Source organism: Flavobacterium arcticum, from assembly GCF_003344925.1.
Lineage (GTDB): Bacteria > Bacteroidota > Bacteroidia > Flavobacteriales > Flavobacteriaceae > Flavobacterium > Flavobacterium arcticum.
Window position 1 is genome coordinate 2860854 of sequence record NZ_CP031188.1, and the last position, 24922, is coordinate 2885775.

17 protein-coding genes are annotated in these 24922 nt (G+C 33.7%); 13 read left to right on the forward strand and 4 right to left on the reverse strand.

All coding sequences use genetic code 11. From position 1 onward, the window contains the following. Window positions 1–23 precede the first annotated feature (23 nt). The gene (locus DVK85_RS12950; RefSeq protein ID WP_114678845.1) at window positions 24–857 is read left to right on the forward strand and encodes a TIR domain-containing protein; all 834 of its coding nucleotides are present in this window, start codon (window positions 24–26) and stop codon (window positions 855–857) included. Between the two features lie 162 nt (window positions 858–1019). Here DVK85_RS12950 and DVK85_RS12955 read toward each other — a convergent pair whose 3' ends face one another. Both DVK85_RS12955 and DVK85_RS12960 read right to left on the reverse strand, forming a co-directional pair. Further along, window positions 1020–1910, reverse strand: a complete 891-nt coding sequence (locus DVK85_RS12955) for an OmpA family protein (RefSeq protein WP_114678846.1) — start codon at window positions 1908–1910, stop codon at window positions 1020–1022. A 121-nt stretch (window positions 1911–2031) separates the two neighbouring features. Then, window positions 2032–4221, reverse strand: coding sequence for a glutamine synthetase III family protein (locus DVK85_RS12960; RefSeq protein WP_114678847.1), 2190 nt, complete (start codon window positions 4219–4221; stop codon window positions 2032–2034). 449 nt (window positions 4222–4670) lie between these two features. On the opposite strand from DVK85_RS12960, the gene DVK85_RS12965 reads away from it, so the two are divergent. Further along, a complete protein-coding gene (locus tag DVK85_RS12965) occupies window positions 4671–4922 on the forward strand; it encodes a hypothetical protein (RefSeq protein ID WP_114678848.1) in 252 nt (83 codons plus the stop codon). A gap of 86 nt (window positions 4923–5008) precedes the next feature. Here the strand turns inward: DVK85_RS12965 and DVK85_RS12970 are convergent, their stop codons facing one another. Continuing rightward, entirely contained in the window at window positions 5009–5518 is a 510-nt protein-coding gene (locus DVK85_RS12970) for a hypothetical protein (RefSeq protein ID WP_114678849.1), read from the reverse strand. 104 nt (window positions 5519–5622) lie between these two features. Here DVK85_RS12970 and DVK85_RS12975 point away from each other — a divergent pair, with 104 nt between their 5' ends. The 10 genes from DVK85_RS12975 to DVK85_RS13020 all read left to right on the forward strand — a co-directional run bounded on the left by DVK85_RS12975 (window position 5623) and on the right by DVK85_RS13020 (window position 21893). Further along, window positions 5623–6186, forward strand: coding sequence for a DUF1543 domain-containing protein (locus DVK85_RS12975; protein ID WP_114678850.1), 564 nt, complete (start codon window positions 5623–5625; stop codon window positions 6184–6186). A 115-nt stretch (window positions 6187–6301) separates the two neighbouring features. Continuing rightward, window positions 6302–6826, forward strand: coding sequence for an IS1096 element passenger TnpR family protein (locus DVK85_RS12980; RefSeq protein ID WP_114678851.1), 525 nt, complete (start codon window positions 6302–6304; stop codon window positions 6824–6826). A 48-nt stretch (window positions 6827–6874) separates the two neighbouring features. After that, a complete protein-coding gene (locus tag DVK85_RS12985) occupies window positions 6875–7933 on the forward strand; it encodes a nucleoid-associated protein (RefSeq protein ID WP_114678852.1) in 1059 nt (352 codons plus the stop codon). A gap of 130 nt (window positions 7934–8063) precedes the next feature. Next, complete coding sequence (locus DVK85_RS12990) at window positions 8064–9917, forward strand: BamA/TamA family outer membrane protein (RefSeq protein WP_114678853.1); 1854 nt, start codon at window positions 8064–8066, stop codon at window positions 9915–9917. 95 nt (window positions 9918–10012) lie between these two features. After that, window positions 10013–10918 carry an ABC transporter ATP-binding protein gene (locus tag DVK85_RS12995; RefSeq protein WP_114678854.1) on the forward strand — a complete coding sequence of 302 codons (906 nt, stop codon included), beginning with the start codon at window positions 10013–10015 and terminating at the stop codon, window positions 10916–10918. An 11-nt stretch (window positions 10919–10929) separates the two neighbouring features. Next, window positions 10930–11772, forward strand: coding sequence for an ABC transporter permease (locus DVK85_RS13000; RefSeq protein ID WP_114678855.1), 843 nt, complete (start codon window positions 10930–10932; stop codon window positions 11770–11772). Window positions 11773–11788: 16 nt separating this feature from the next. Next, window positions 11789–14095 (forward strand): T9SS type B sorting domain-containing protein, encoded by a 2307-nt coding sequence (locus DVK85_RS13005; protein WP_114678856.1) that lies wholly within the window; start codon window positions 11789–11791, stop codon window positions 14093–14095. 38 nt (window positions 14096–14133) lie between these two features. Next, on the forward strand, window positions 14134–17478 hold the full coding sequence (locus tag DVK85_RS13010) for a T9SS type B sorting domain-containing protein (protein ID WP_114678857.1): 3345 nt from the start codon (window positions 14134–14136) through the stop codon (window positions 17476–17478). 105 nt (window positions 17479–17583) lie between these two features. Continuing rightward, window positions 17584–20943 (forward strand): T9SS type B sorting domain-containing protein, encoded by a 3360-nt coding sequence (locus tag DVK85_RS13015; protein WP_114678858.1) that lies wholly within the window; start codon window positions 17584–17586, stop codon window positions 20941–20943. 41 nt (window positions 20944–20984) lie between these two features. After that, entirely contained in the window at window positions 20985–21893 is a 909-nt protein-coding gene (locus tag DVK85_RS13020) for a GTP pyrophosphokinase (protein ID WP_114678859.1), read from the forward strand. A 73-nt stretch (window positions 21894–21966) separates the two neighbouring features. Here DVK85_RS13020 and typA read toward each other — a convergent pair whose 3' ends face one another. Further along, window positions 21967–23766 carry a translational GTPase TypA gene (typA, locus tag DVK85_RS13025; protein ID WP_114679068.1) on the reverse strand — a complete coding sequence of 600 codons (1800 nt, stop codon included), beginning with the start codon at window positions 23764–23766 and terminating at the stop codon, window positions 21967–21969. A gap of 234 nt (window positions 23767–24000) precedes the next feature. Between typA and DVK85_RS13030 the strand changes: the two genes are divergently transcribed. After that, window positions 24001–24900 carry a MerR family transcriptional regulator gene (locus DVK85_RS13030; protein WP_114678860.1) on the forward strand — a complete coding sequence of 300 codons (900 nt, stop codon included), beginning with the start codon at window positions 24001–24003 and terminating at the stop codon, window positions 24898–24900. Window positions 24901–24922: the final 22 nt, after the last annotated feature.

Sequence of the window (24922 nt, forward strand, 5' to 3'; positions counted from 1 at the left end):
AAACTCTCACTAGATATTAACAAATGAATTTAAAAAGAAAAATAGAACTCTTAAAAAAAGTTCTGACTGGGGCTAATGAAATCACAAAAGAATCTTCCGAAGCTCCTGAGTTTAGGAGTTGGAAAAGTTTAACTGAAAGAACACTTATAAAAATTTTTGGTAAAAATTCTCATGAAGTAAGAGAGTTTAATGATTTAGACTTCTTTTATGATGCAATGATTTATTATTCTGATGAAGACTACTCAAGAGATGACTTGATAGAATTCAGAAAAGATTTGCAAATAGCAAAGAATTTAATAAATAGCTATATTGAAGAATTTGAAGAGGAATTAATTGAAGATATAGGAGATGAACTTGAAGAATCAAATACTGAAATAATAGAAAAAAATTTTATAAGCCACTCTTCAATGGATAAATATATTGTTGAGGAATTAATAGAAATTATAGAAGTATTAGGTATTGATAGTGATAAAATATTTTGCTCTTCTTTTCCGGGATATGGCATTCCATTAGGTGAAAATTTCTTGGATAAAATCAAACAAGAACTTTCTGAAAATTCTTTAATTTTATTTGTTCTTTCTAAAAAATTTTATAATAGTCCTGTAAGTTTATGTGAAATGGGAGCTACATGGGCTCTCTCAAAACAGCATATCCCTATTATTGTACCTCCTTTTAATTATAAAGAAATGAAAGGTGTAATTCCACTTACCCAAGGATTTATAATTAATTCAAGTGACGAATTAAATCTTTTTAAAGAAAAAATTGAAACTTTTTTTGATGTAAAAAATATAAGTTTTAATGTTTGGGAACGAAAAAGAGATAGGATCATAAATAGAATTAATAAAAATATCACATAAAAGAATGTCTAAACTTGATTGGAAAAATACTGGTTTTTTTCTTAAATAGTTTACTTAACAACTGTGAATGTTCAATCTAATAAATTGCTTCATCACACATGCTAACAATTAAATTATTAGGCAATTGCTAAATTAAACTATTATTACATCGGTAAATTGGATTTAAGGATTCTCTACAACCAATACCTCTACCCTACGGTTAGCAGCGCGTTCTTCTTCTGTTTTTTCAGGTAATGGGTATATCGGGTCGGTAGTACCAAGCCCTTCAAACGAGGTGCGTTCTCTCTCTATACCGTTTTGCCTAAGGAACATAGCTACCGCTTTAGCACGCTGGTATGATAGTTTGCGTGGGTCGCCCTTTATACAGCATATATGCCCTAATAGTTTTATTTTCATATTGGGGTTGGCGCGCATAATTTCTAATAGCTCATAGAGTCGCGGGCGCGACTCGGCTACTATAGCAAAGGTATTAAGATGAAAATTCAGGTTTGTAATTTGTAATTTTTCTCCTGCTTGTGCTTCTCCTACTTTTTTCATAAACTCTACATCCAAAGGGATTTCCTGTCTTCCCCCTCGTGGGTCGGTTACATAAATTCTATCAGGATAATTTATTACCCGTTTTTTCTTAACGGATTTTGACGTTTCTTTTATGCCTAATATCTCATTTTCTTTGTCAAGGTCTTTTTCTTGCAGGTAGTATATGGTTACTTTTCTATTCTCTGCTTTTACAGGCGACATTTTATGCAATTCGCCAAAACTACGAATCTTAAAATCTTCACGAGTAGGGACATTACCTTTTATCATACCAAATACATAGTTTACTCTGCGTTGCGCCAGTGTATCGTTTAGCCCTGTAGTACCATCTTCATCGGTGTAACCATTTATAGCCAGTATTTTAGAAGTTGCATTGGCTATCGCCCATTTGTCAAGGCGATCAGCTTCAGTTTTTGTAAGCTCATATTTATTGGTGTCAAAATAAACCGAAAACTGCTCTTGTGATGATACATTTAAGGCAAAAAATAAAAAAAGTATATATATAGAAATGTTTTTCATTGTGTTTTTATTATAGTCGGGAACTAAATTAAGGAAATTTAATTTAACGTAACGTTTGCTTGTAGTATGCAAGAAGCCCGCCATAAATGGCGGGCTTCTGTATATCTAAATTATTTATGTATTACTTCGTGAAAAGTAATTCTCTGTATTTAGTAAGTGTCCAAATTTCATCATCAACCAAAAGTTCTAGTTTATCACAGTGGTTTCTGATAGTATCAAAATAAGGTTTTACCTTATCACAATAAGCTACTGCCATTTCATCTGCTGTTTCAAGTTCATTGGCTTTTTTGCGCTCCTCTGTCATAGCCTCAACTTTAATATTGATACCTGCAATGTGCTCTGAAATTTCTTTTATAAGTGCTATTTGCTGTCTTCCTACTGTTTCATGGTCTTTTCCAAATATTTCTTTGAGTCCTTTTACGTTCTCAATAAGAATATTTTGATAACGAATAGCTGTTGGTACTACGTGATTGCGAGCAATGTCGCCTAACACTCTACCTTCTATTTGTATTTTTTTAGCATATTCTTCAAGTTCTATTTCATAACGAGCTTCCATTTCTATATGGTTCATTATGTTTAGCTCTTCAAATAAGTCTAAAGTCTTTTTAGAAACCTTTGCTTTAAGTGCCGTTGGTGTCGTTTTGTGGTTACTAAGTCCGCGTTTTGCAGCTTCTACTTCCCACTCTTCGCTATAACCGTCACCTTCAAAAAGAATAGCTTTTGTTTCTTTAATGTACTCTCTTAAAACATTAAATATAGCATCATCTTTTTTCATGCCTTTATCGGCAATTAGCGCATCAACTTCTTTCTTAAAGTCTTTTAGCTGTTTTGCAACAATAGCATTAACAATAGTCATTGCATTGGCACAGTTAGCTGTTGAGCCCACTGCTCTAAATTCAAATTTATTTCCTGTAAAGGCAAATGGCGAAGTTCTGTTTCTATCAGTATTATCTAACAATACATCTGGAATTTTACCTACTACATTTAATTTTAAATCTGTTTTTTCTTGTGGCGAAAGTTTGCCCGAAGATACATTTTCAAGTCCTTCTAGCACTCTTGTAAGTTGCTCACCTATAAATACAGATATAATAGCTGGTGGGGCTTCGTTAGCTCCTAGTCTATGGTCGTTTGATGCTGTTGCAATACCAGCACGCATCAACTCCTCATTAGTATGAACCGCTTTTATTGTATTTATAAAAAAGGTAAGAAACTGTAGGTTACTCATTGGTGTTTTACCAGGTCCTAACAGGTTAATTCCTGTATCTGTAGCTAAAGACCAGTTGTTGTGTTTACCAGAACCGTTTACACCTTTAAATGGTTTTTCATGTAGTAATACTTTGAAATAATGACGTTCAGCAACTTTTTGCATCACATCCATAATAAGTGAATTATGGTCAACTGCAAGGTTAGCTTCTTCAAATATTGGTGCAAGCTCAAACTGGTTTGGAGCAACTTCGTTATGACGAGTTTTAACAGGTATACCTAATAGCATACACTCATTTTCTAAATCTCTCATATAATTAAGCGCCCTAGTAGGTATAGATCCAAAGTAATGGTCGTCTAATTGTTGTCCTTTTGCCGATGTATGCCCTAAAAGCGTACGCCCTGTAAGAGTAATATCGGGTCTTGAATTAGCCAAAGCAACATCTATAAGAAAGTACTCTTGCTCCCACCCTAAGGTAGCTGTTACCTTTTTAACATTTTTATCAAAATAACGGCATACGTCTGTAGCAGCTTCATCTATAGAGGCTAATGCTCTAAGTAATGGTGTTTTATAATCTAATGCTTCCCCTGTATATGATACAAATACCGTAGGGATACATAATGTTGTACCAAATATAAATGCTGGTGATGTAGGATCCCATGCTGTATAACCACGTGCTTCAAACGTATTTCTAATACCTCCATTAGGAAAACTAGAAGCATCTGGCTCTTGCTGTACTAGTTGGCTTCCGCCAAATTTCTCTACAGGTTCACTACCATCAGGCATTGTTTCAAAAAATGCATCATGTTTCTCTGCAGTAGTTCCTGTAAGTGGCTGAAACCAGTGTGTATAATGAGTAACACCTTTAGAAAGTGCCCACTCTTTCATACCCATAGAGATATAATCTGCCAGTTTACGGTCTATTTTTTTTCCATGCTGTACTGCGTTTCTTACCGCCTTGTATGCTTCTGGCGTTAAAAATTGGCGCATCGATTTATCATTGAACACGTTACTCCCAAAAATAGTTGACTTTCTGTCAAGTTCTTCAACCTCAACCGGCTTTCTGCCAGCGATTTCTTTTAAAGCCTGAAAACGTAATGTAGACATGAAACTGTATATTTATTTGTTATTAGTTGTTTAAATACTTTGCAAATATACAAAATATATATTCAAAATATAAAATACCCCTATTTTGATAGGGTGTTTTTTAAGATAAATACATTTAGAAAACAAAACACCCCTATCAAAAACAATATTTAAGACCTTAACATCACTTATTCTTGAAATAATAATTTTTATTCTTTCATGTTATATCTATATACTTTGCATCCCTTAAAAACATAACATACTAATTAACAGAAAAATACATATTTACGTTTTATATATCTATAAAATTAATAAATAACAGCATTACACATACTTTACCAAACGCCTTAAAACGTTAAATAAAATACAAAATAACCCAACAAAACGCATATTTGTTAAACATTACACAATAAAAACACTTCTTAAACACTTATTCATTAATTTAGCATTATAACATAAAAACACTAATTATGAGTAATAGAGCATTAATAGCAGGTATTGCTGCCGGAGCAGCAGCCTTAGCAACAGCCGCAATATTTATTTCGAGAAGAAATGCTAAAAAAACAGCTTTTAGAAAACATGTAGAGGAGGCTAAAGATAACCTAGAAGGAAAGCTCAACACATTACACAAAAAAGCAGAAAAAGAAGTTAAAAATGCAGACAAAACAATAAATGTAGCTAAAGAAAGAGCTAACGAATGGACAAAAACTGCTAATGCGTAAAATGAACTTACTGCAATAATTTGCTAGAAAAAAACAAAGGGATATGTTTATAAACATATCCCTTTGTTTTTTATAATAATAAATAATTATCGTGTTTCAATAACCCGAACTTCCTGGTTACCTCCAGCATTAAGTGCACTCATAACTGCATCATAATCGTTTACATCTATATTCGAAGAAAAATCAGAAGGTAAAATGATTATTTGAAATGTTTGATTGTATATAAATTCTGGAGCCGTACTCAAGTCAAAATTTGCATCGGCATAAATAAGCACATCTTGAGATGTATAATTAAAATCATAATCAACCTCATCAGGACCTCCTATATAAAGTGTTCTCGGAATTAGTTGTTTAGCAATAAACCCATCGTCGTTTACAAATCTATATACCAATACAGCATCTGAATCGTATATAACTGGATCTAATGGGTATAATAACTGATAACGTCCTGTAGCATTATCAAAAGTAAGATTTACACTGTTTAACTGTATTGTCTCGCCAATAGTATCAGTATCTACATATATATCATCATCATTATCGCAAGATGTAAAAGCAAGTGTTCCGACCACTGATAAAAGTAAAAATATTTTTCTCATGTTTTAAAATTTTATTGTTTAGACTAAAACATTTTCAAAAACTGAACCAAAAAACATTTTAGCGCTAATTTTATTACTATTTTTTTGATTTATATTTGTTCTGCATGGAAACAAATTTAAAATTATATATGGTTTTACTGGGCTGTACGCCTAAAGGAAGACTTACAGAGCAACACGATATTTTTTTCGGGATAGGGCGTTCTATAGAAGAGCTTATACCCGATATGTATACTTTTTGGGCTGATGGTGGCAGGCTACATATAGATGCTTGGCGCGAAATTACACAAGTAGATAATTATACTATTAATATTACAGCTAAAACAACCGAAGCGAAAAATGAAAAACTTTTCTTTATAAATATGGGTGGCTATAAACCTAATGATTTTGAAGAATATCATTATAAAAAACTTGTCATAGCACAAACAATGGGCGAAGCTGTTAAAAAAGTTAAGACATCTACTTTTTATAAACATTATGGTTTTAAAGGTGCAGTATCTCATATAGATGATAAATATGCACTTGATGCCGATGACTTACACCACGTACAAGACATACTACTCCCTCACCTACAAGAATTATATACTATAAAAATAACACCTACCACAGCAATAATAGAAGATGAATTACATATTGGTTATCTCAAGCTAAGCGACAACCCTAACAAGTAAATTGAAATTTAAAAAGAGTACTTTATAAAAAACTATATCTAAAAATTCTAAAAATCCAAAAAGTAAATTTCCGAATTAATGGTTTACCTTTGACCTTTAAAAAAATAACAGATTTATGATTTACAAATTCAGAGTGATACTCGATGCGGAAGAGGATATTTTTAGGGATATTGCTATAAACGAAGAGGATACACTGGAAGATTTGCACAATGCCATTGTAAATGCTTTTGGTTTTGACGGACTGGAAATTGCCTCTTTTTATACTTGTGATGATGAGTGGACACAGGAAGAGGAAATTCCGTTCTTTGACACGGGTGATGTACCTGGGGAACAAAAAACAATGGCTGACTATCAACTAAGCAATATTTTAGATAATGATAACACTAAAATAATTTATGTGTATGATTTTCTAAACATGTGGACATTTTTGATAGAGCTTGGTGCTATAGAAGAGCCTGAAAATGGAGCTAGCTACCCAGACCTTTTATTCTCGCATGGCGAAATGCCTGCTAATGCTCCTGAAAAAGACTTTAGTGGAGATGAGAATGATAGCTTTAGCGAATTTGACGATGATTATGATGAAGATGATCTAGACATGTTTAGCGATGATAGCTTTCTTGATGACGGAAATTGGAACTAACAACTAAAAAAGCTTAGCAGATAAATAGCTAAGAACCTTTATTAAAAAATGATCAACCTTTTTAATACACATATCGAAACCCTATCAGTGCACAGGGTGGGTAATAAAAGTCGAAACGAAGCTATATTTCTTTCAGAACAGCCTTATGGCCTTAATGACGAAATTGTACCTTTATTAAAAGAATACTTTTTTAAGCCTTTTAGAGATAAAGAAGAAAATTATTTTCAGTTTGCTCATGATGTAGATTTAGACTATCATGATATGTACAAACTGGCTACAGAAATGTTTGAAAACCCAGGTAATGCACATGAGATTTCTAAAAATATAACCAAGCATCTTTTTGAGCAATCAAACCACCCACACATTAAAAATGGTGAAGTATATGTTGCTTACCTTACTAATGTGAGTATTGATAATAATGTAACTGATGCCATTGGTGTTTTTAAAAGTGAAATAAAAACCGACTTTCTTCAGTTTGAAGAAAAAGGTTCGCATCTAGAAATGATATTGCAGCAAGGTATTAACCTTAACAAACTAGATAAAGGTTGCCTTATTTTTAATTATAAAAAAGAAGAAGGTTACAAAATACTTACTATAGATAGCAACCGTTATGATGCACGCTATTGGTTAGAGCACTTCTTATCTGTAGATGCATTTCAGGACGAAAACTTTATGACTAAAAAATACATGAAGTTTGTTCAGGATTTTGCAAAAGATGTAGTACTCCCCGCTGAGGATAAAAAAGAAGAGGTAATGTTCATGAATCGTTCTGTAAATTATTTTGCTAAGAACGATGAGTTTGAAGAAACTAATTTCTTGAATGAGGTACTAGACAACCCTGACCTTATTCCTGAATTTAAGCATTATAAAACAGAAAAATCGCCAAAATATAGTATTGAAGATGTTACTAACTTCCCTATTGCTAATGCAGCGGTTACCGATGCGCGCAAGAAAATGAAGAATGTGATAAATTTGGATACTAATATTCAAATAAAAATGGACTTTGTAAACCCAGAAAGTGCAGAGAAATTTGTAGAAAAAGGCTGGGATGAAGAAAAGCAAATGTATTACTACCTCGTTTATTTTAATAAAGAAGAAAAGAGCTAATACATTAATTAGACAACACAAAAAAGAGGCTATATAGCCTCTTTTTTGTTAACAGTACTATAAAGCATATAGTAAAATACTATATTTAGCGTTATTTAGCATTAAAATAGAATAACAAGAGGAGGAGAAAATGCATGTTAGAATAAAATTACTGTTATTACTGCTATTTTTTGGAATTGGCTTAGCTGCTGCGCAAGACAAACCAAAAAAAAATGACACTATAAAAGGTAAGCAACAACAAGAAGTATATAAAGAAATAGAAAACTACTCTAAAAAAAGTAAGTTTACTAAAGTATTACATAAACTCATATTTAAGTCTGTATCGAGTAACCATAGAAAACAATCTAAAAACTACATTACCGAAATAGAGGATTTATACAAAAAGTATGAAGGTAGGGTTATTAGAAATATACAAATAGAAACGCTAGACCCATTTGGTTATTCCGTATCAGACACTACCCGTAAACCTAGAAAGTGGATTGAAAGGTCTGGGAACTCAGTGCATATAAAAACGAAAGAATTTACGATAAGGAATAGATTATTATTTAAAAAAAACGAACGTTTAGACTCATTACTCGTTAAGGAGTCAGAGCGTTTAATACGTTCTCAACGTTATGCGCGTAGAGTAATAATAAAACCTGTACCTATACCAAGTAGTAAAGACTCTGTAGATGTATATGTTCGTGTACTAGACTCTTGGAGTCTTACACCAAATATCTCAGCATCAGGCTCTGGTACTAATATAGAGGTTACTGAACGTAATTTTTTAGGTTGGGGGCATCAGTTTGCTAACAATATTGATAAAAATATAAATACAGGCGAAACTTCTTATTTGGCACGATACAAAATATCTAATATAAAAAACACCTTTATTGATGCAGAGCTAAACTATCAAACTTTAGAGACTGAAAATTCTCTAAAAAGTTTAGGATTACAACGTGTTTTTTTCTCACCCATTACGCGTTGGGCAGGTGGTGTTTATTTTGAAGAACGATTAGTGCGCGACTCATTGCCAAATGCCCAATATGAATGGGAACGCCAAAACCAAAAATCGCAAGTACAAGATTATTGGACAGGTCACTCATTTAAAATATTTAAAAGAGATAACGAAGAATACCGTACTACAAACTTAGTAACTACGGGGAGGTTTTTTAACAAAACATACAACGAGTCGCCTTCTGTAGCATATGACTCTATAGGCTATTATACTAAAGAAAGGTTATACCTTGCCAGTATAGGTATAACCTCTCGAAAATTCGTTCAAGACAGGTATCTCTTTAATTATGATATTGTAGAGGATGTACCTGTAGGACGTGTATATTCTAGTACATTTGGTGTTCAAGATAAAAATAAAGAGCATCGTTTTTATTTTGGCGGTCGTTATGCTTTTGGAGATTACTTCAAGTGGGGGTTTTTAAGTATTAATGCCCAAGTAGGAGCTTTCTTTTATAAAGGAAAAACAGAAGAAACTGTGCTACGTTTTGATATGCTATACTTCAGTAATATAAAAAACTGGGGAAATTGGCGTTTTAGGCATTTTATAAAACCAACACTAGTATTTGGCGACAACCGCCAACCTATAATAACTGACCTTTTAAACATTAATGAGGAAAACGGTATACATGGCTTTAACAACAGGACAATAGTGGGCACAAAAAAAGCACTCCTCACGTTGCAAACACAATCTTATTCGCCTTGGAATATTTCGGGTTTCCGTCTCAATCCATTTGCCAGTTTTACCATGGGGGTTATTGGCAATAAAACACGCACCCTTTTTGAAAGTAAAGTATATAGTAAAATTGGTGTAGGGTTACTTATATATAACGATTACCTCGTTTTTAATAGTATTCAACTTTCGCTTGCATTTTACCCAACCATACCAGGAGAAGGCGATAATATTTTTAAAACCAATACCTTTAAAAATACCGATATTTCACTACCTAATTTCCGAATTGGTAAACCTGTCGTTGCACCTTATGAGTAGTGTTTTACTACTAAAAAGTAAAGTTTGTCTCTTTTTTCGTAACAATACCAGTATCTTATCGTCAAAATAAGTAACAAACCTTAATTCCTCATATCTTGGAAACCATATTAAGCATCAACAACCTCGACAAGAGGTACGGAAAAGTACACGCTGTAAAAAATATCTCCTTCGAAATAAAAAAAGGCAATGTATATGGCATATTAGGACCTAATGGTAGCGGTAAATCGACTACATTAGGCATTATACTAAACGTTGTAAATAAAACCTCGGGTAGCTATAGCTGGTTTGGTGGTACAACCGACACTCATGAGGCACTAAAAAAAGTAGGAGCTATTATAGAACGTCCTAACTTTTACCCTTATATGACTGCATATCAAAACCTAAAACTAGTATGTGATATTAAGGGGATAAAGTATACTAAAATAGATGAAAAGCTGGAGCTTGTAGGACTATTAGATAGAAAAGACAGTAAATTCCGTACCTATTCACTTGGTATGAAACAACGTCTTGCCATAGCTTCTGCATTGCTTAATGATCCCGAAATATTGATACTCGACGAACCTACTAATGGACTTGACCCACAGGGCATTCGACAAATAAGAGATATTATAAAACAAATAGCATTATTAGGTACTACTATATTACTTGCCTCTCACCTTTTAGACGAGGTAGAAAAGGTATGCAGCCATGCGGTAGTTTTACGAAAAGGTGAAATTCTATATACTGGTAGTGTAAACGGAATGACGGCAAATGAAGGCTTTTTTGAATTACAAGCTGATGATAATATTGCACTTAAAGCAGCATTAGCACAACACCCCAGCATAGAAAAAATTGAAGAAAACGAAGACAAATTATTGGTCTACCTCAATAACCCGTTAGAAGGGGGGACGCTAAACCGTTATCTTTTTGAAAAAGGTATATGCGTGAACCATATGCTACTCAGAAAAAACAGTCTCGAAGAACAATTTATTCAGCTAACTGCAAAAAAATCATCTAACTAACCAATCAGGATATGAAACGTCTTTTAAATATAGAACTCCAAAAATTGTGGCAAAATACATCAAGTAAAGTTTTAATAATAACCTACTTTGTCCTGCTGTCTTTTATAGCCTTATTAGCTTCGGTAAATTTTAAAATTATAGGTATCGATTTCCGACTTGCCGATCAAGGCATCTTTAACTTCCCTTATATATGGCATTTTAACACCTATATAGCTGATACACTCAAATTTTTTCTTGCATTGATTGTCGTTTCCATGATGTCTAACGAATATACTTATGGTACACTAAAACAAAACCTTATAGATGGTATGAGTAAGAAGGAATTTATACAATCTAAATTTCTTACAGTATTAGTATTTGCCTTAGGTTCTACCTTATTTATATTCTTTATGTCGCTTATATTGGGTTATAGCTTTTCATCTTATACCGAAGCATCTATAGTATTTTCAGATCTCGGCTATATAAGCAGTTACTTTTTAAAATTGACAGCTTTTTTCTCCTTTTGTCTTTTTGCGGGTATGCTAGTAAAGCGCTCAGCATTCGCAATAGGATTTGTCTTCTTATGGTATATAGTCGAAGGGTTATTGTTTCTATTACTACGATGGATGATTATAAAAGATAGCGTAATTACAAATAATATTGTACAATTTTTCCCTTTACAGTCTATAAGCAGTTTAATAAAAGAACCAGTTTCACGATTCCAAGCATATAAAGCAATAGAAAACCTTAATAATGGTGGCATTGTTACAGAAAAGTTTTACGGAACACATTGGTATGAGTTTGCAATTGCAATTTTTTGGACTGCTTTCTTCATTTTTATGTCATATAGAATATTAAAAAAGAGGGATTTGTAGTATCTTTGCATCCGCTATGAAAATACGGTTACTACATTATACTGCCATATTATTGACGCTAATAACAACATCAGCATCAGCACAATACATACAGGTAAACGATACTTATACCGCACAACAACTGGTTGAAGATGTTTTAGTAAACAGTCCATGCGCCTCAGTTTCTAACTTTTCAGTTCTGGGCGGTAATTTCGACTCAGGAGCCCAAAGTTATGGCTATTTTACGGCAACTGGTACATCTTTCCCTTTTCAAAATGGTATTGTATTAAGTACAGGAAGTGCAGTTGCTGCACAAGGTCCTAATACATCATTATTAGACGATGGCGCAGGTATGAGTTGGCCAGGCGACCAAGACTTAGGTCAGGCGCTTGGCATAAATAATTCAGTTAACAGTACTATACTAGAGTTTGATTTTATTCCGCTAGGTAACAAGATTAGTTTCGATTATATGTTATCATCAGAAGAATATCATGATACTGCACCATGCAGTTATTCTGATGGTTTTGCTTTCCTACTAAAAGAGGCAAATACTGATAACCCATATCAAAATTTAGCTGTCGTACCCAATACTGATATTCCTGTAAAAGTAACCTCTGTACACCCTGACATACCAGGAGCCTGTGGTCCACAAAATGAAGAATATTTTGATGCATTTAATGGTAATGAGCACCCTACCAACTTTAATGGGCAAACTAAAGTAATGCAAGCACAGGCAAATGTAACCCCTGGCACGCTTTATCATATTAAATTAGTTATTGCCGATGAAGGTAACTACCGATATGATTCGGCAATATTTATAGGTGGTGGTAGTTTTGAAGTTATTACAGAGCTTGGCCCAGATAGATTATTAGCAAGAGATAATCCTGTTTGCGAAGGCAATACCCTCACACTAGATGCTACTTTCGATACTGCTATAGGGTATCAATGGTATAAAAATGATATTGCACTTACAGACGAAACCAACCCTACTTACACAGTAACTTCGGCAGGGGTATATAGTGTATCAGTACAGCTAACAACAGGGTGTGCGTCTGATGGAGAAATAACTATAGAATATGCTACTAACCCCGAAAGTGTAACCCGAACACTTATACAGTGTGACGATAATAATGACGGGCTTACAACTTTTAACATAGAACTAGCTACACCACTTGTTACCAATGATAATACTGATTTATGGGTAAATTATTATGAAAGCTATGATAATGCCGAAAATGGTATTGATGTTATAACAAGTACAACATCTTATCAAAACACTACGCCTAACCAAGAGTTATATGCAAGGGTCCAAAACCAATATGGGTGTCATAGTATTAGTATTATAACACTTGCAACATCTGTAAACGGTATTACTAACCCTACCCCTATTGCCAGTTGTGATGAAGATGATACTGATGATGGCTTTTTTGAATTAGACTTAAATCAAAGAAATGACGAAATATTACAAGGACTTCCAGATGATTTAGAGTTATTATATTATCTCACTGTTGAAGATGCTTTAGAAGCCGTAAACCCAATACCTAACCCTGAAAGTTTTACTAATACAGTTTCAGGAGGGCAAACGGTATATGCCCGTATTTATAATGGTAGTGAGTGTTACGGCATTGCCGAACTGGAACTCATCATATATACATTTGGAGAAAGTTTTGCTACCGAAGACGTTTATATTTGTGATGATACACCACTTATACTTAACCCTGGCAGTCAATATACATCTTATAAATGGGACACCACTCCTGAGCAATCAACGCAAACAATAACAGTAACCGAACCCGGAATTTATACTGTTACTGTTACCAATAATTTTGGTTGCGAAGCAAGTAAAACCTATACGGTATTACAGTCGGGTATTGCAATAAATGCTACTATAGTTATTCATGATTTTAGAGGAAAAAAGAACTCAATAACCATTACCCCTTTAGGATTGGGAGATTATGAATATTCGCTTGATGGTTTAACGTATCAAGATTCTCAATATTTTGAAGGATTAACATCTGGTGAATATACTATATATATAAAAGATAAAAACGGTTGTAACCCTGTATATACAGATACTATTTTTGTACTCGACTATCCGAAATTCTTCACCCCAAATGGTGATGGTGAAAATGACACATGGCGAATTCCTTACATGACTAACAGACCCGAAATAAAAGTTACTATTTTTGACCGATTCGGGAAAGTAATATCTGGTTTTACAGGAAATAGCATCGGATGGGATGGGAGTTTAAATGGTCAAAAATTACCCGCTACTGATTACTGGTTTATAATAACACTTGAAAATGGAAGAATAGTAAGGGGACACTTTGCCCTAATGCGTTAATTTTTATATATTTATAAAAAAATTAACGCTATCTCTTCGTGAAAAATATTTTTAGGGTACTATTACTACTCATTTTATATACAACAGGACTTTACGCGCAAAGCGACTGTCCTGATGCTATTGTGGTATGTGGTAACCACGATTACTACGGGCTCGATGCAACAGGTGTTGGTGTACAGGAACTGGGCGAAAATGCCTGTTCTAGCATAGAACACAATAGCATATGGCTTAAAATAATGATTAAAGAAGGTGGTACACTCGGTTTTACTATTTTTCCCGAAGAGATAGACGACCTTGTTGTTGATTTTGATTTTTGGATATTCGGACCTAATGTTACTTGCTATGATTTAGGTACTACAATACGCTGTTCTACCACCAACCCATTAGCAGCAGTGTTGGATTATAATACTACAGGAATGAATGATACACAAACTGATGTATCTGAAGGACCAGGAATGGATGGAAATTCATTTATTCAATGGATGGAAGTAGAAGATGGCGATATTTATTACCTAATTATAGACAGACCACATGGTGCTTCTAACTTTTCTTTAGAGTGGACAGGTTCAGCTACTTTTCATGATACCCCTGTTTTTAACAACCCTAACAATATACCCCTAGACATTGTGCAGTGTGATGATGATGGAGTTAACGATGAAACAACCACATTTGACCTGACAGTATATGCTGATATGTTTATTGATGATCAAACGGGGGTAGCTCTAACCTACCACTTAAGTGAAAATGATATGGTTACCGGAGAAAACCCAATGGAGTCGCCCGAAGTTTTTGTTAACGAAACCAATCCGCAAACCATATACCTAAAAATGACCGATGTAGTAACAGGTTGCTATTCTAACGAAACTTTTACAATATCTCTCCCACCTAGTATTGGTATACCTCAAGATATCATTATTTGTGATAATAGTAGCGGCATTGCCGAATTTGATTTATCCGTTAACGAGGCAGTCATAGCTAACGGAAATACAAATGCAGTTGTAACTTATTATACATCAGAAGAAGATGCTCAAAATGCAATAGGTGCTATAGAACTACCATATCAAAACCAGTTTGCTTACCAAAGCGAACAGATATGGGTAAGAATTGAAGATGAACAAGAAGGGTGTATTGACTTTACCTCTTTTATAATAAATGTAGCTCCCATACCCCTTTTTAACGTTCCAGATGATACTCTACCAAATATTACACTTTGTGATAATGACGGTATTCCTGATGGCTCTGTAGAATTTGACCTTACCATTAATGAAACGCTATTAAAAGGAGATCAAGAAGATATAATATTTACTTACTATGAAGATATAGCAGCAGGTGAACCTGAATTAAACCCAATCGCTTTTCCTGAAAGTTATTCTAATGTGCCCAATCCGCAAATTATTCATGTAAAAATAGAAAACGCTATTACAGGATGTTATACTATGGGTACCTTTATGCTTAATGTAACACCTGGAGCAGGAATACCTGAAGAGTTATTTATTTGTGATGACGATGATGGTATCGCAACATTTGATCTATCGACTAATACAGGTCTCATTGCTAATGGTAATACCGATGCTGTAGTAACCTACTACCCTACCCAACAAGATGCCGAAGATGAGGAAAATGAACTAGATATACTTTATGAGAACGAAACACCCTATACAAGTGAGATAATATGGGCAAGACTTGATAAAACAGAAGAAGAGTGTGTTGATTATACCAGTTTTACTATAACAGTAATAACACCACCCGAATTTGTAGCAATAGATAATATACCACCTGATATTACATTATGTGACAATGATGGAGTTGATGATGAGCTTGTTATTTTTAACCTTACAGTAAATGAAGCTATGCTACAAGGCACACAACAAAATGTAGTATTTACTTATTATGAAGATAATAATGGAATACCCGCAACTACACCAATAGCGACACCAGAGATGTATGCTAATAACATAAACCCCCAAGTAATTCATATTACTATCACTAATACATTGGCAGAATGCTCTACAAGTAGTAGCTTTAATCTTATTGTTATACCGGGTGCAGGAACTCCAGATGATTTATATTTATGCGATAATGACGGTATAGCTGAATTTGATTTATCTATTAACAACGATGCTGTCGCTAACGGAAATGATAATGCAGTTATTAGTTATTACACTACCGAAGAAGATGCTCTAAATGGTGCAAATGCTATTGGAGAATTATATGAAAACACATTACCTTATGAGAACGAACAACTATGGGCACGTAGTGATGTATTAAATGGAAATTGTTTTGATATAGCATCTTTTACTATACATGTAACGCCAGCTCCTACAATAAATAATCCTGATGGTATTGATATAAACCTTACTAAGTGCGACGATGATGGTATTGATGATGCAGCCACAATATTTAACCTTACAGAGTATAGTGAAATATTTATTGGGAATCAAACTGATATAGAAATTACATATCATTTAACACCCGAAGATATGGCTAGTGGTGAGAATACCATTGCTAATCCCGAAACTTTTACAAATACAACAAACCCACAAACTATATACATACGTCTTACTAACACTATGGCTGATTGTTATACTGGTGATAGTTTTTCTATAAACATAGACTATACATTACCTACAGGTGAACCACAAGATTTATTACTTTGTGACTTTGAAGAAGATGGTTTTCAACTTTTTGATTTAGCAGAGAACTCTTATTTAATAAGTAACGGAAATTCTGACACCGTTGTTACCTATTATACAAGTCAAGAAGATGCTGAAAATGACATAAACCCGATTAATAGATTTTATACAAATACAACACCATATATCAACCAAACCATATGGGCAAGACTCGAAAATACTTCGGGCTGTTTTGGTTACGGAGTAACATATTTTACTATTGGTATACTTCCCTTACCTGAAATAGATTATACATTAAATATTGTTGATTTTACCACTTCGGTTAACGCAATTACAGTTATAATAAACGAAAATCCTGAAGCCTATGAGTTTTCGATGAACGGGCAAATTTTTACAGATGTTCCTACTTTTAATAATTTAATACCTGGTTTGTACACTATTTATATACGATCTAAAGATAATTGTAAAACCATAGAACTTGAAGTCCCTATATTGAACTATCCTAAATACTTTACTCCAAATGGAGATGGTACAAATGAAGTATGGAATGTAAGTTTCTTATACTTTTTTCCAGATGCAAGAGTAACTATTTTTGATCGCTATGGTAAAATGGTTAAAAGTTATTTAGGCAAGCAAAAAGGATGGGATGGTACATATAATGGTCATAACTTACCTGCTACAGATTATTGGTTTAAACTAGAGTTTAATAACGGACGAGTTATTAAAAGCCATTTTTCACTTTTAAGGTAAATTCTAAATCATTAGCGTAGAATACTAATTCAAAACTAACAATTAACGCTTTAGCAAATATTTTATAACTACAATTTGTTAATTTTGGAGTCCCAACTTTTTCTTATGAAGTATTTTACTGTTTTTTTATTGCTTTTCTTCTCATTTTCATCCTTAGCACAAGGTGAGGCTAACAACTGGTTTTTTGGCAACAATGCTGGTATAGAGTTTCTTGAAAACGGTACTGTGGTACCGCTTGCAGGTAGTGCTATGACCACTAATGAAGGCTGCAGCACACTATCAGACCCATTAGGTAACCTATTGTTTTACACCGATGGGCGTAATGTATGGGATAAGAACCATGTGTTAATGCCAAATGGTAATTATGCTGCTGGAACAGGGCTTAATGGCGACCCTTCAAGCACACAGTCTGGTATTATAGTTCCTAAAAAAGGAGACCCTAACATTTACTATATTTTTACTGTAGATGAGCCACATCATCAGAATGCGGACAGCTATCCTGACCAGTTTACAGATACTTATATAGAAAATGGTGGAGCTACAGGAACAATACCTAACGATGACGATGGTTTTAATAATGGATTTAATTATTCTATTGTAGATTTATCTGTTACAGGAACTAATGGTAGTATTGGCGATGTTACAACCCGCAATGTCCATTTAGTAACCTATGACGCTGACGATTCAGAACAAATTAAATATCAATGCTCTGAAAAAATTACAGCCGTAAAAAATGCATCAGCAACAGGATTTTGGGTTCTTACACAGTTTGTAGATAAATTTTATGCTTTTGAGGTAACGAGTACAGGTGTAAACGAAATACCTATAGTTACACAAATAGAACCTTTAATTATTACTAATGGTTATAGAAGAAATGCCATTGGTTACCTTAAAGCATCACCCGACAGTCAGAAACTAGCTATTGTGCATCAGCAAAACGGTACTGTACAGGGGCAAGCTATTGGAAATGGCTCAGTATATCTTTATGATTTTGATAACGCTACAGGAATAGTATCAAATCCTATACTTATAAAAGATAATATTAATCCATATGGAATAGAGTTTTCGGCAGAAACTAAGAAGCTATATTTTACTGATAGTAGCGGAAATAATTCAGAGCTACATCAATTTGATCTTGAAGCAGATGACATACCTGCCTCTGAAATTATTATTGCAACTTTATCAGGCACTTCTACCGCTTTGCAATTAGGACCAAATGCAAAAATATATCGCTCTACATTTGGCAATACTCTTGATGTAATTAACGATCCTGATGCAGACGGTTTAGACTGTAATTTTCAGGCAAACGGTGTTACGCTAACCACAAGTATGCAGGCACGGTTTGGCTTACCTCCGTTTATAACATCTTTACTCTCGGCAAATATTGTAGCTACTAATAATTGCGAAGGCGAAGCTACACAATTTGAGCTTAATGTAAATTTAGAATTTGATTCGGTAGAATGGGATTTTGGCGATGGTACTGCTACATCAGATGTTGTGAACCCTACTCACCTTTATGAAAATACAGGTACTTATAATGTAGTTGTAACTATCACAAAAGAAGATGATATAACTATAGTAAGTAAAGATATAATTGTTCATACTGTACCCATTGCTAATACTGCACTTACCTTAACAGAATGCGACCCTGACAATAATGGTGTAACTACTTTTAACCTTACCGATAATAACAATGACATTCTTGGTGCGCAAAACCCTACAGGATATGACGTAAGGTATTTTGAAACGCAAGAAGATGCCGACGCTAATACTGCGGCAATAAATGCTGCATCTTACACGAATACTTCAAATCCGCAAACACTATATGTAAGAGTACAAAATAGGAATAACACAAGCTGTTATGACACTACATCATTTGAAATAAATGTAACTAACACTCCTGCTTTTAATGATAGTAGTTATAGTATATGTGATGATGCCACTGATGGTGATGATACTAACGGACAGGCAACTTTTAACCTTGCCGAGGTTACAGCAGCATTAGTGCAGGATACTGATAACTTTACTACTGTTTACTACACAACACAAGCAAATGCCGAAGCAGAAACAGCACCACTACCACAAAGCTTATATAACACCACTGCAAACGAACAAATTATTTATGCACGTGTGGTAAACAATACTTTTGCCGAGTGTTTTGCAATAGAACCTATTACATTAATAGTTAACCCATTACCTTCTATTATAAATAATGTAGCACTAATACAATGTGACTTAGGGATAAATCCTGATGGTATTACCCAATTTAATTTAGAAGAGGCTAACAACTTCTTTACTGCTGGCGATACTAATCTTGTAGTAACCTATTATGTTAATGATGCTAATGCTACTGCCGATACAAATAATATTACAGGAGCATATACTAATACAGAAAATCCGCAAACAATTACTGCTAAAATAACCAATACAGTAACAGGTTGCTCTAGGGTACTACCTTTAATATTACAAGTCAATATTAATACAACTCCGCCTATTGTTTTAGATAATTGTGATGATGATGGCACTGAAGATGGTTTGCACGCTTTTAACCTTAGCGATGCAGGAGTAGAAAATGATACTGACGTAATACTATATTATGCCAATGCTACTGATGCACTGTTAGAACAAAACCCTATAAGTAGTGAGTATAGCAACACAACACCTTATGAGCAAAGTGTATATGCCCGTATAGAGAATAATAACGATTGTACACTGTTACAAGAAATTCAGCTTGTAGTATATGCCCTGCCTGATATTGCCATTGAAGATGAAGCTATAGTATGCAACAACACACAAGACTATATACTGCTTACTAGCGGGGTAACAGGTAATCCGCCAGGATTTAGTTACTTATGGTCTACAGGAGCGACAACGAGGTCTATACAGGTCAATGAAGCAGGTATTTATACCGTAATGGTAACTAATATAAATGGTTGCGGAAAATTACGTACTATTACCGTAACACCATCTGATGTGGCAATTATAGATGATATTATTGTTACAGATCTTGTAGACAATAATACAGTAACTGTATTGGCTTCGCCTACAGGTGGAGTAAACACTACATATCTATACAGTATTGACTTACCTAATGGTCCATTTGTAGCATCAAACTTTTTTGAGGATGTAGAACCTGGACTACATACTGTATATGTATATGATACTAATGGTTGTGGTATAGTAGAACAAGACATATCAGTACTAGCTATTCCTAAATTTTTTACTCCTAATGGTGATGGTGTAAACGAAACTTGGCAAATAATAGGTATTAGTGCCGAAATTTATGCGAAAAGTCGTGTTTATATTCTTGACCGGTATGGTAAATTTTTGGCGGGTGTAAACCCAAAAGGACTTGGCTGGGATGGTATTTATAATGGACGAAAACTACCCGCTACTGACTATTGGTATATTATTAGCCTAGAAGATGGAAGAACGGTAAAAGGACATTTTAGTTTGGTGAGATAGATTAATTTTTATAAGTTTATCTTAACTAAACAAATTACTTTATGAATATTGAAAAAGAATATCATGAAATAGAAAATGATTACACCGATTTTTTCAAAGAAATAAAACGTACTATTGAAAAATTGCTCATTGAAAAAAACATACCTATTGCTTTTAATATTTATGGTAGGAAAAAACAATTATCATCAATACAAGAAAAGCTATCATCAGGAAGGTTTACAGTTAAAAAGACAATTACTGAAATCAATGATCTAGTTGGATTGAGAATAGTTTTATTATTTCCAGAATATAAAAAAGATATCATTGACTTACTATCTAGTGAGTTTGAATTACTTAATAGTAAAGTTCTAAAAGATGAACAAAGTCCTGATAAATTTGGGTACAATTCTACTCATCTAATTTTAAAAATAAAAGAAGAATGGTTAACAGTTCCTGATTGGAGAAATCATTCAGAAAAAAAAATAGAAGTCCAAATTAGGACATTATCAGAACATATTTGGGCTGAGATATCTCATACTTTGTTTTATAAAAGGGAGGAAAATATACCAAATATTATTAACAGAGACTTATACAGGGTTTCTGCTCTTTTAGAAGTTGTCGATGAAAAATTACAAAATATCAAAAGTCAGGTTGAAAAACATTATAATTACATAAAAGAATGTGATTATGAAGAAATTTTAAAACTAGATTTATTTCCTGAAACATTTAGGAGAGTCATGCTAAAAAATTCAGAAGGTATATATAATTTGGATAATGATCTAAACAAAGAATTAAGTTCTAAAATTGAAAAAGATTATAACATACTAACAACAAATGCTCTAGACGATTTAATTACTGATAAAATTAATCTTGAAAATATCGATAATGATAATTATGTCGATAAAGTACTTAAAATATTAGAAGCTGACAAGGAAAGAATCAATAATAAACAGCAAGAAAAAGCATCTTAAAAATAATCCTATAAAAAAATTCCCTTACATAATAATGTAAGGGAATTTTTTATATCAATGCTTGAACTAAAAGTTATGCTATTTTAAAACGTTTTCTATCAGTTTCATTAAGGTATATTTTACGTAAACGAAGTTTTGTAGGTGTTACCTCTACATATTCATCTTTTTGTATATATTCTAATGCTTCTTCTAGAGAGAATTTAATAGCTGGTACAATCTTCGCTTTATCATCAGCTCCTGACGAACGTACGTTACTTAACTTTTTAGTTTTAGTTACGTTAACCGTCATATCATCACCACGAGAGTTTTCTCCAATAACCTGTCCTTCATAAATATCCTCATTAGGATCTACAAAGAATTTACCTCTATCTTGTAATTTATCAATAGAGTAAGGAATTGCTTTACCATTCTCCATAGATATAAGTGAACCACTCATACGTCCTGGTATCTCACCTTTAAATGGCTGATACTCTAAGAAACGGTGTGTCATGATAGCTTCACCTGCTGTAGCAGTAAGCAACTGGTTTCTTAACCCTATAATACCACGCGATGGGATAAGGAATTTTACTATCATACGTTCACCCTTAGGCTCCATACTTAGCATTTCTCCTTTTCGTAGTGTTACAAACTCTACTGCACGACCAGATAGGTTTTCAGGTAAATCGATAGTAAGCTCTTCAACTGGCTCACATTTTTTACCGTCAACTTCTTTAATAATAACCTGTGGCTGACCTATTTGTAGTTCATACCCCTCTCTTCTCATAGTTTCTATAAGTACAGATAAGTGCAATACACCACGACCAAATACCATGAATTTATCTGCACTATTAGTTTCGCCTAGACGAAGAGCAAGATTTTTTTCAAGTTCTTTAGTTAATCTATCTTTAATATGTCGAGAAGTAACAAATTTACCTTCTTTACCAAAGAATGGAGAATCGTTAATAGTGAAAAGCATACTCATAGTAGGCTCATCAATAGCAATAGAAGTAAGTGCCTCTGGGTTTTCAGCATCGGCAACAGTATCGCCAATTTCAAAACCTTCAAGACCTACAATAGCACAAATATCTCCAGCTACTACCTCGCTAACTTTTAAACGACCAAGCCCTTCAAAAGTGTGAAGTTCTTTTATTTTAGATTTTATTATTTTACCATCACGTTTTACTAATGATATGTTCATACCTTCTTTTAGTATACCTCTTTGAAGGCGACCAATAGCGATACGACCTGTAAAGCTAGAAAAGTCAAGTGATGTAATAAGCATTTGTGGTGTACCTTCAGACACTTTTGGTGCAGGTACATGCTCTATAACCATATCAAGTAATGGTTCTATGTTTTCAGTTTTGTCTTTCCAGTCGGTTGACATCCAGTTTTGTTTTGCCGAACCGTAAACAGTAGGGAAATCAAGCTGCCATTCTTCCGCACCTAATTCAAACATAAGGTCAAATACTTTTTCATGTACTTCTTCTGGAGTACAGTTTTCTTTATCTACCTTATTTACAACAACACATGGTTTAAGTCCAAGGTCAATCGCTTTTTGCAGTACAAAACGCGTTTGGGGCATTGGTCCTTCAAAAGCATCAACCAAAAGGCAAACACCATCGGCCATGTTAAGTACACGCTCTACCTCTCCTCCAAAATCGGCGTGACCAGGGGTATCTATAATATTAATTTTAGTACCTTTATACGTAACCGAAACGTTTTTCGAAGTAATGGTTATACCACGCTCGCGTTCTAGGTCATTATTATCTAGGATAAGATCACCAGTATTCTCGTTTTCACGGAACAATTGGCAGTGGTACATGATTTTGTCAACCAATGTAGTCTTACCGTGGTCAACGTGTGCAATAATCGCAATGTTTCTAATGGGCGTCATTCTCTCTTTTTTTGAAGCTGCAAAAATACACTTTATTTCGATAAAAAAAACATTAGTTATTAAGGGTTTAGCTTTTATTAACACCATAATACAATTTAATAACAAATAGTAGCCGATATAACAGGAAATAACACTAAAACAGAATCTAAGAGACAGATAATCATAAGTTTTTGTGAAAAAATTAAAGTAGTATTATTTAATAAAGTATATTTGTTTAACTTTTTTATAAAAACAATGAACAACGTAAAGACAAAATTCAATATTCGAGATCTGGAAAACCTTTCAGGGATAAAGGCGCATACTATTCGCATTTGGGAAAAAAGATATAATATCCTTGAACCTATGCGTACTGAAACGAATATTCGTTTTTATGACATCGAAAACTTACAAAAACTACTCAATATAACCACCTTACACAACTTTGGATATAAAATATCGGCAATATCAAAAATGCCCGAAGAAAAGCTACCTGTACTGGTAAAAGAGATACTTTCCAACAAAAGTATGTCTAACCATATATTAAACGACTTTAAGCTAGCTATGATGAATTTTGATCAGGCGCTTTTCTTAAACACCTACAACGCTCTACTGCAAGAAAAATCGTTTAGAGAAATTTTTTACGACTTTTTTATCCCTTTACTTAACGAAATAGGTTTATTATGGCAAACAAATACTATAACTCCTGCACATGAGCATTTTATAAGTTTTTTAATCAAACAAAAGCTAGCCTCAAATATTGAGAAGTTATTACTACAACCACCACAAAAAACCGAAAGAACCTATATACTCTACTTACCAAAAAATGAAATACATGAGCTCGGTTTAATGTTTATAAACTATGAATTAGCATTAAATGATCACAAATCTATTTTTCTTGGTGAAAGTGTACCTATAGACAGTTTAAAAGACGTTAAAAAACATTTTGACAATGTAACCTTTGTAACCTACATAACAGTAGAGCCAACAATGGGCGAAATAAATGATTATATCGAAGAGCTAAAACTCGAGCTTATAAATGACGACACTACGCTATTATATGTTTTTGGGCATAATACACAGTTTATAAATGAAGATAAAATAAATAAAAACATATCAGTATTTAAATCAATAAGTGAGTTTAGCAATGGATTATAAGTATTGCCATCCAAAACATAAT

Bases quoted from the DNA above. Each gene is read 5' to 3' on its own strand.
- DVK85_RS13000 (WP_114678855.1), top strand. From the start codon at position 10,930: ATGAAACGTCTTTTAAATATAGAACTCCAAAAATTGTGGCAAAATACA.
- DVK85_RS12985 (WP_114678852.1), top strand. From the start codon at position 6,875: ATGATCAACCTTTTTAATACACATATCGAAACCCTATCAGTGCACAGG.
- DVK85_RS12980 (WP_114678851.1), top strand. From the start codon at position 6,302: ATGATTTACAAATTCAGAGTGATACTCGATGCGGAAGAGGATATTTTT.
- DVK85_RS12950 (WP_114678845.1), top strand. From the start codon at position 24: ATGAATTTAAAAAGAAAAATAGAACTCTTAAAAAAAGTTCTGACTGGG.
- DVK85_RS12990 (WP_114678853.1), top strand. From the start codon at position 8,064: ATGCATGTTAGAATAAAATTACTGTTATTACTGCTATTTTTTGGAATT.
- DVK85_RS13030 (WP_114678860.1), top strand. From the start codon at position 24,001: ATGAACAACGTAAAGACAAAATTCAATATTCGAGATCTGGAAAACCTT.
- DVK85_RS12960 (WP_114678847.1), bottom strand. From the start codon at position 4,221: ATGTCTACATTACGTTTTCAGGCTTTAAAAGAAATCGCTGGCAGAAAG.
- DVK85_RS12975 (WP_114678850.1), top strand. From the start codon at position 5,623: ATGGAAACAAATTTAAAATTATATATGGTTTTACTGGGCTGTACGCCT.
- DVK85_RS12955 (WP_114678846.1), bottom strand. From the start codon at position 1,910: ATGAAAAACATTTCTATATATATACTTTTTTTATTTTTTGCCTTAAAT.
- DVK85_RS12965 (WP_114678848.1), top strand. From the start codon at position 4,671: ATGAGTAATAGAGCATTAATAGCAGGTATTGCTGCCGGAGCAGCAGCC.
- DVK85_RS13015 (WP_114678858.1), top strand. From the start codon at position 17,584: ATGAAGTATTTTACTGTTTTTTTATTGCTTTTCTTCTCATTTTCATCC.
- DVK85_RS13020 (WP_114678859.1), top strand. From the start codon at position 20,985: ATGAATATTGAAAAAGAATATCATGAAATAGAAAATGATTACACCGAT.
- DVK85_RS12970 (WP_114678849.1), bottom strand. From the start codon at position 5,518: ATGAGAAAAATATTTTTACTTTTATCAGTGGTCGGAACACTTGCTTTT.
- DVK85_RS13005 (WP_114678856.1), top strand. From the start codon at position 11,789: ATGAAAATACGGTTACTACATTATACTGCCATATTATTGACGCTAATA.
- typA (WP_114679068.1), bottom strand. From the start codon at position 23,766: ATGACGCCCATTAGAAACATTGCGATTATTGCACACGTTGACCACGGT.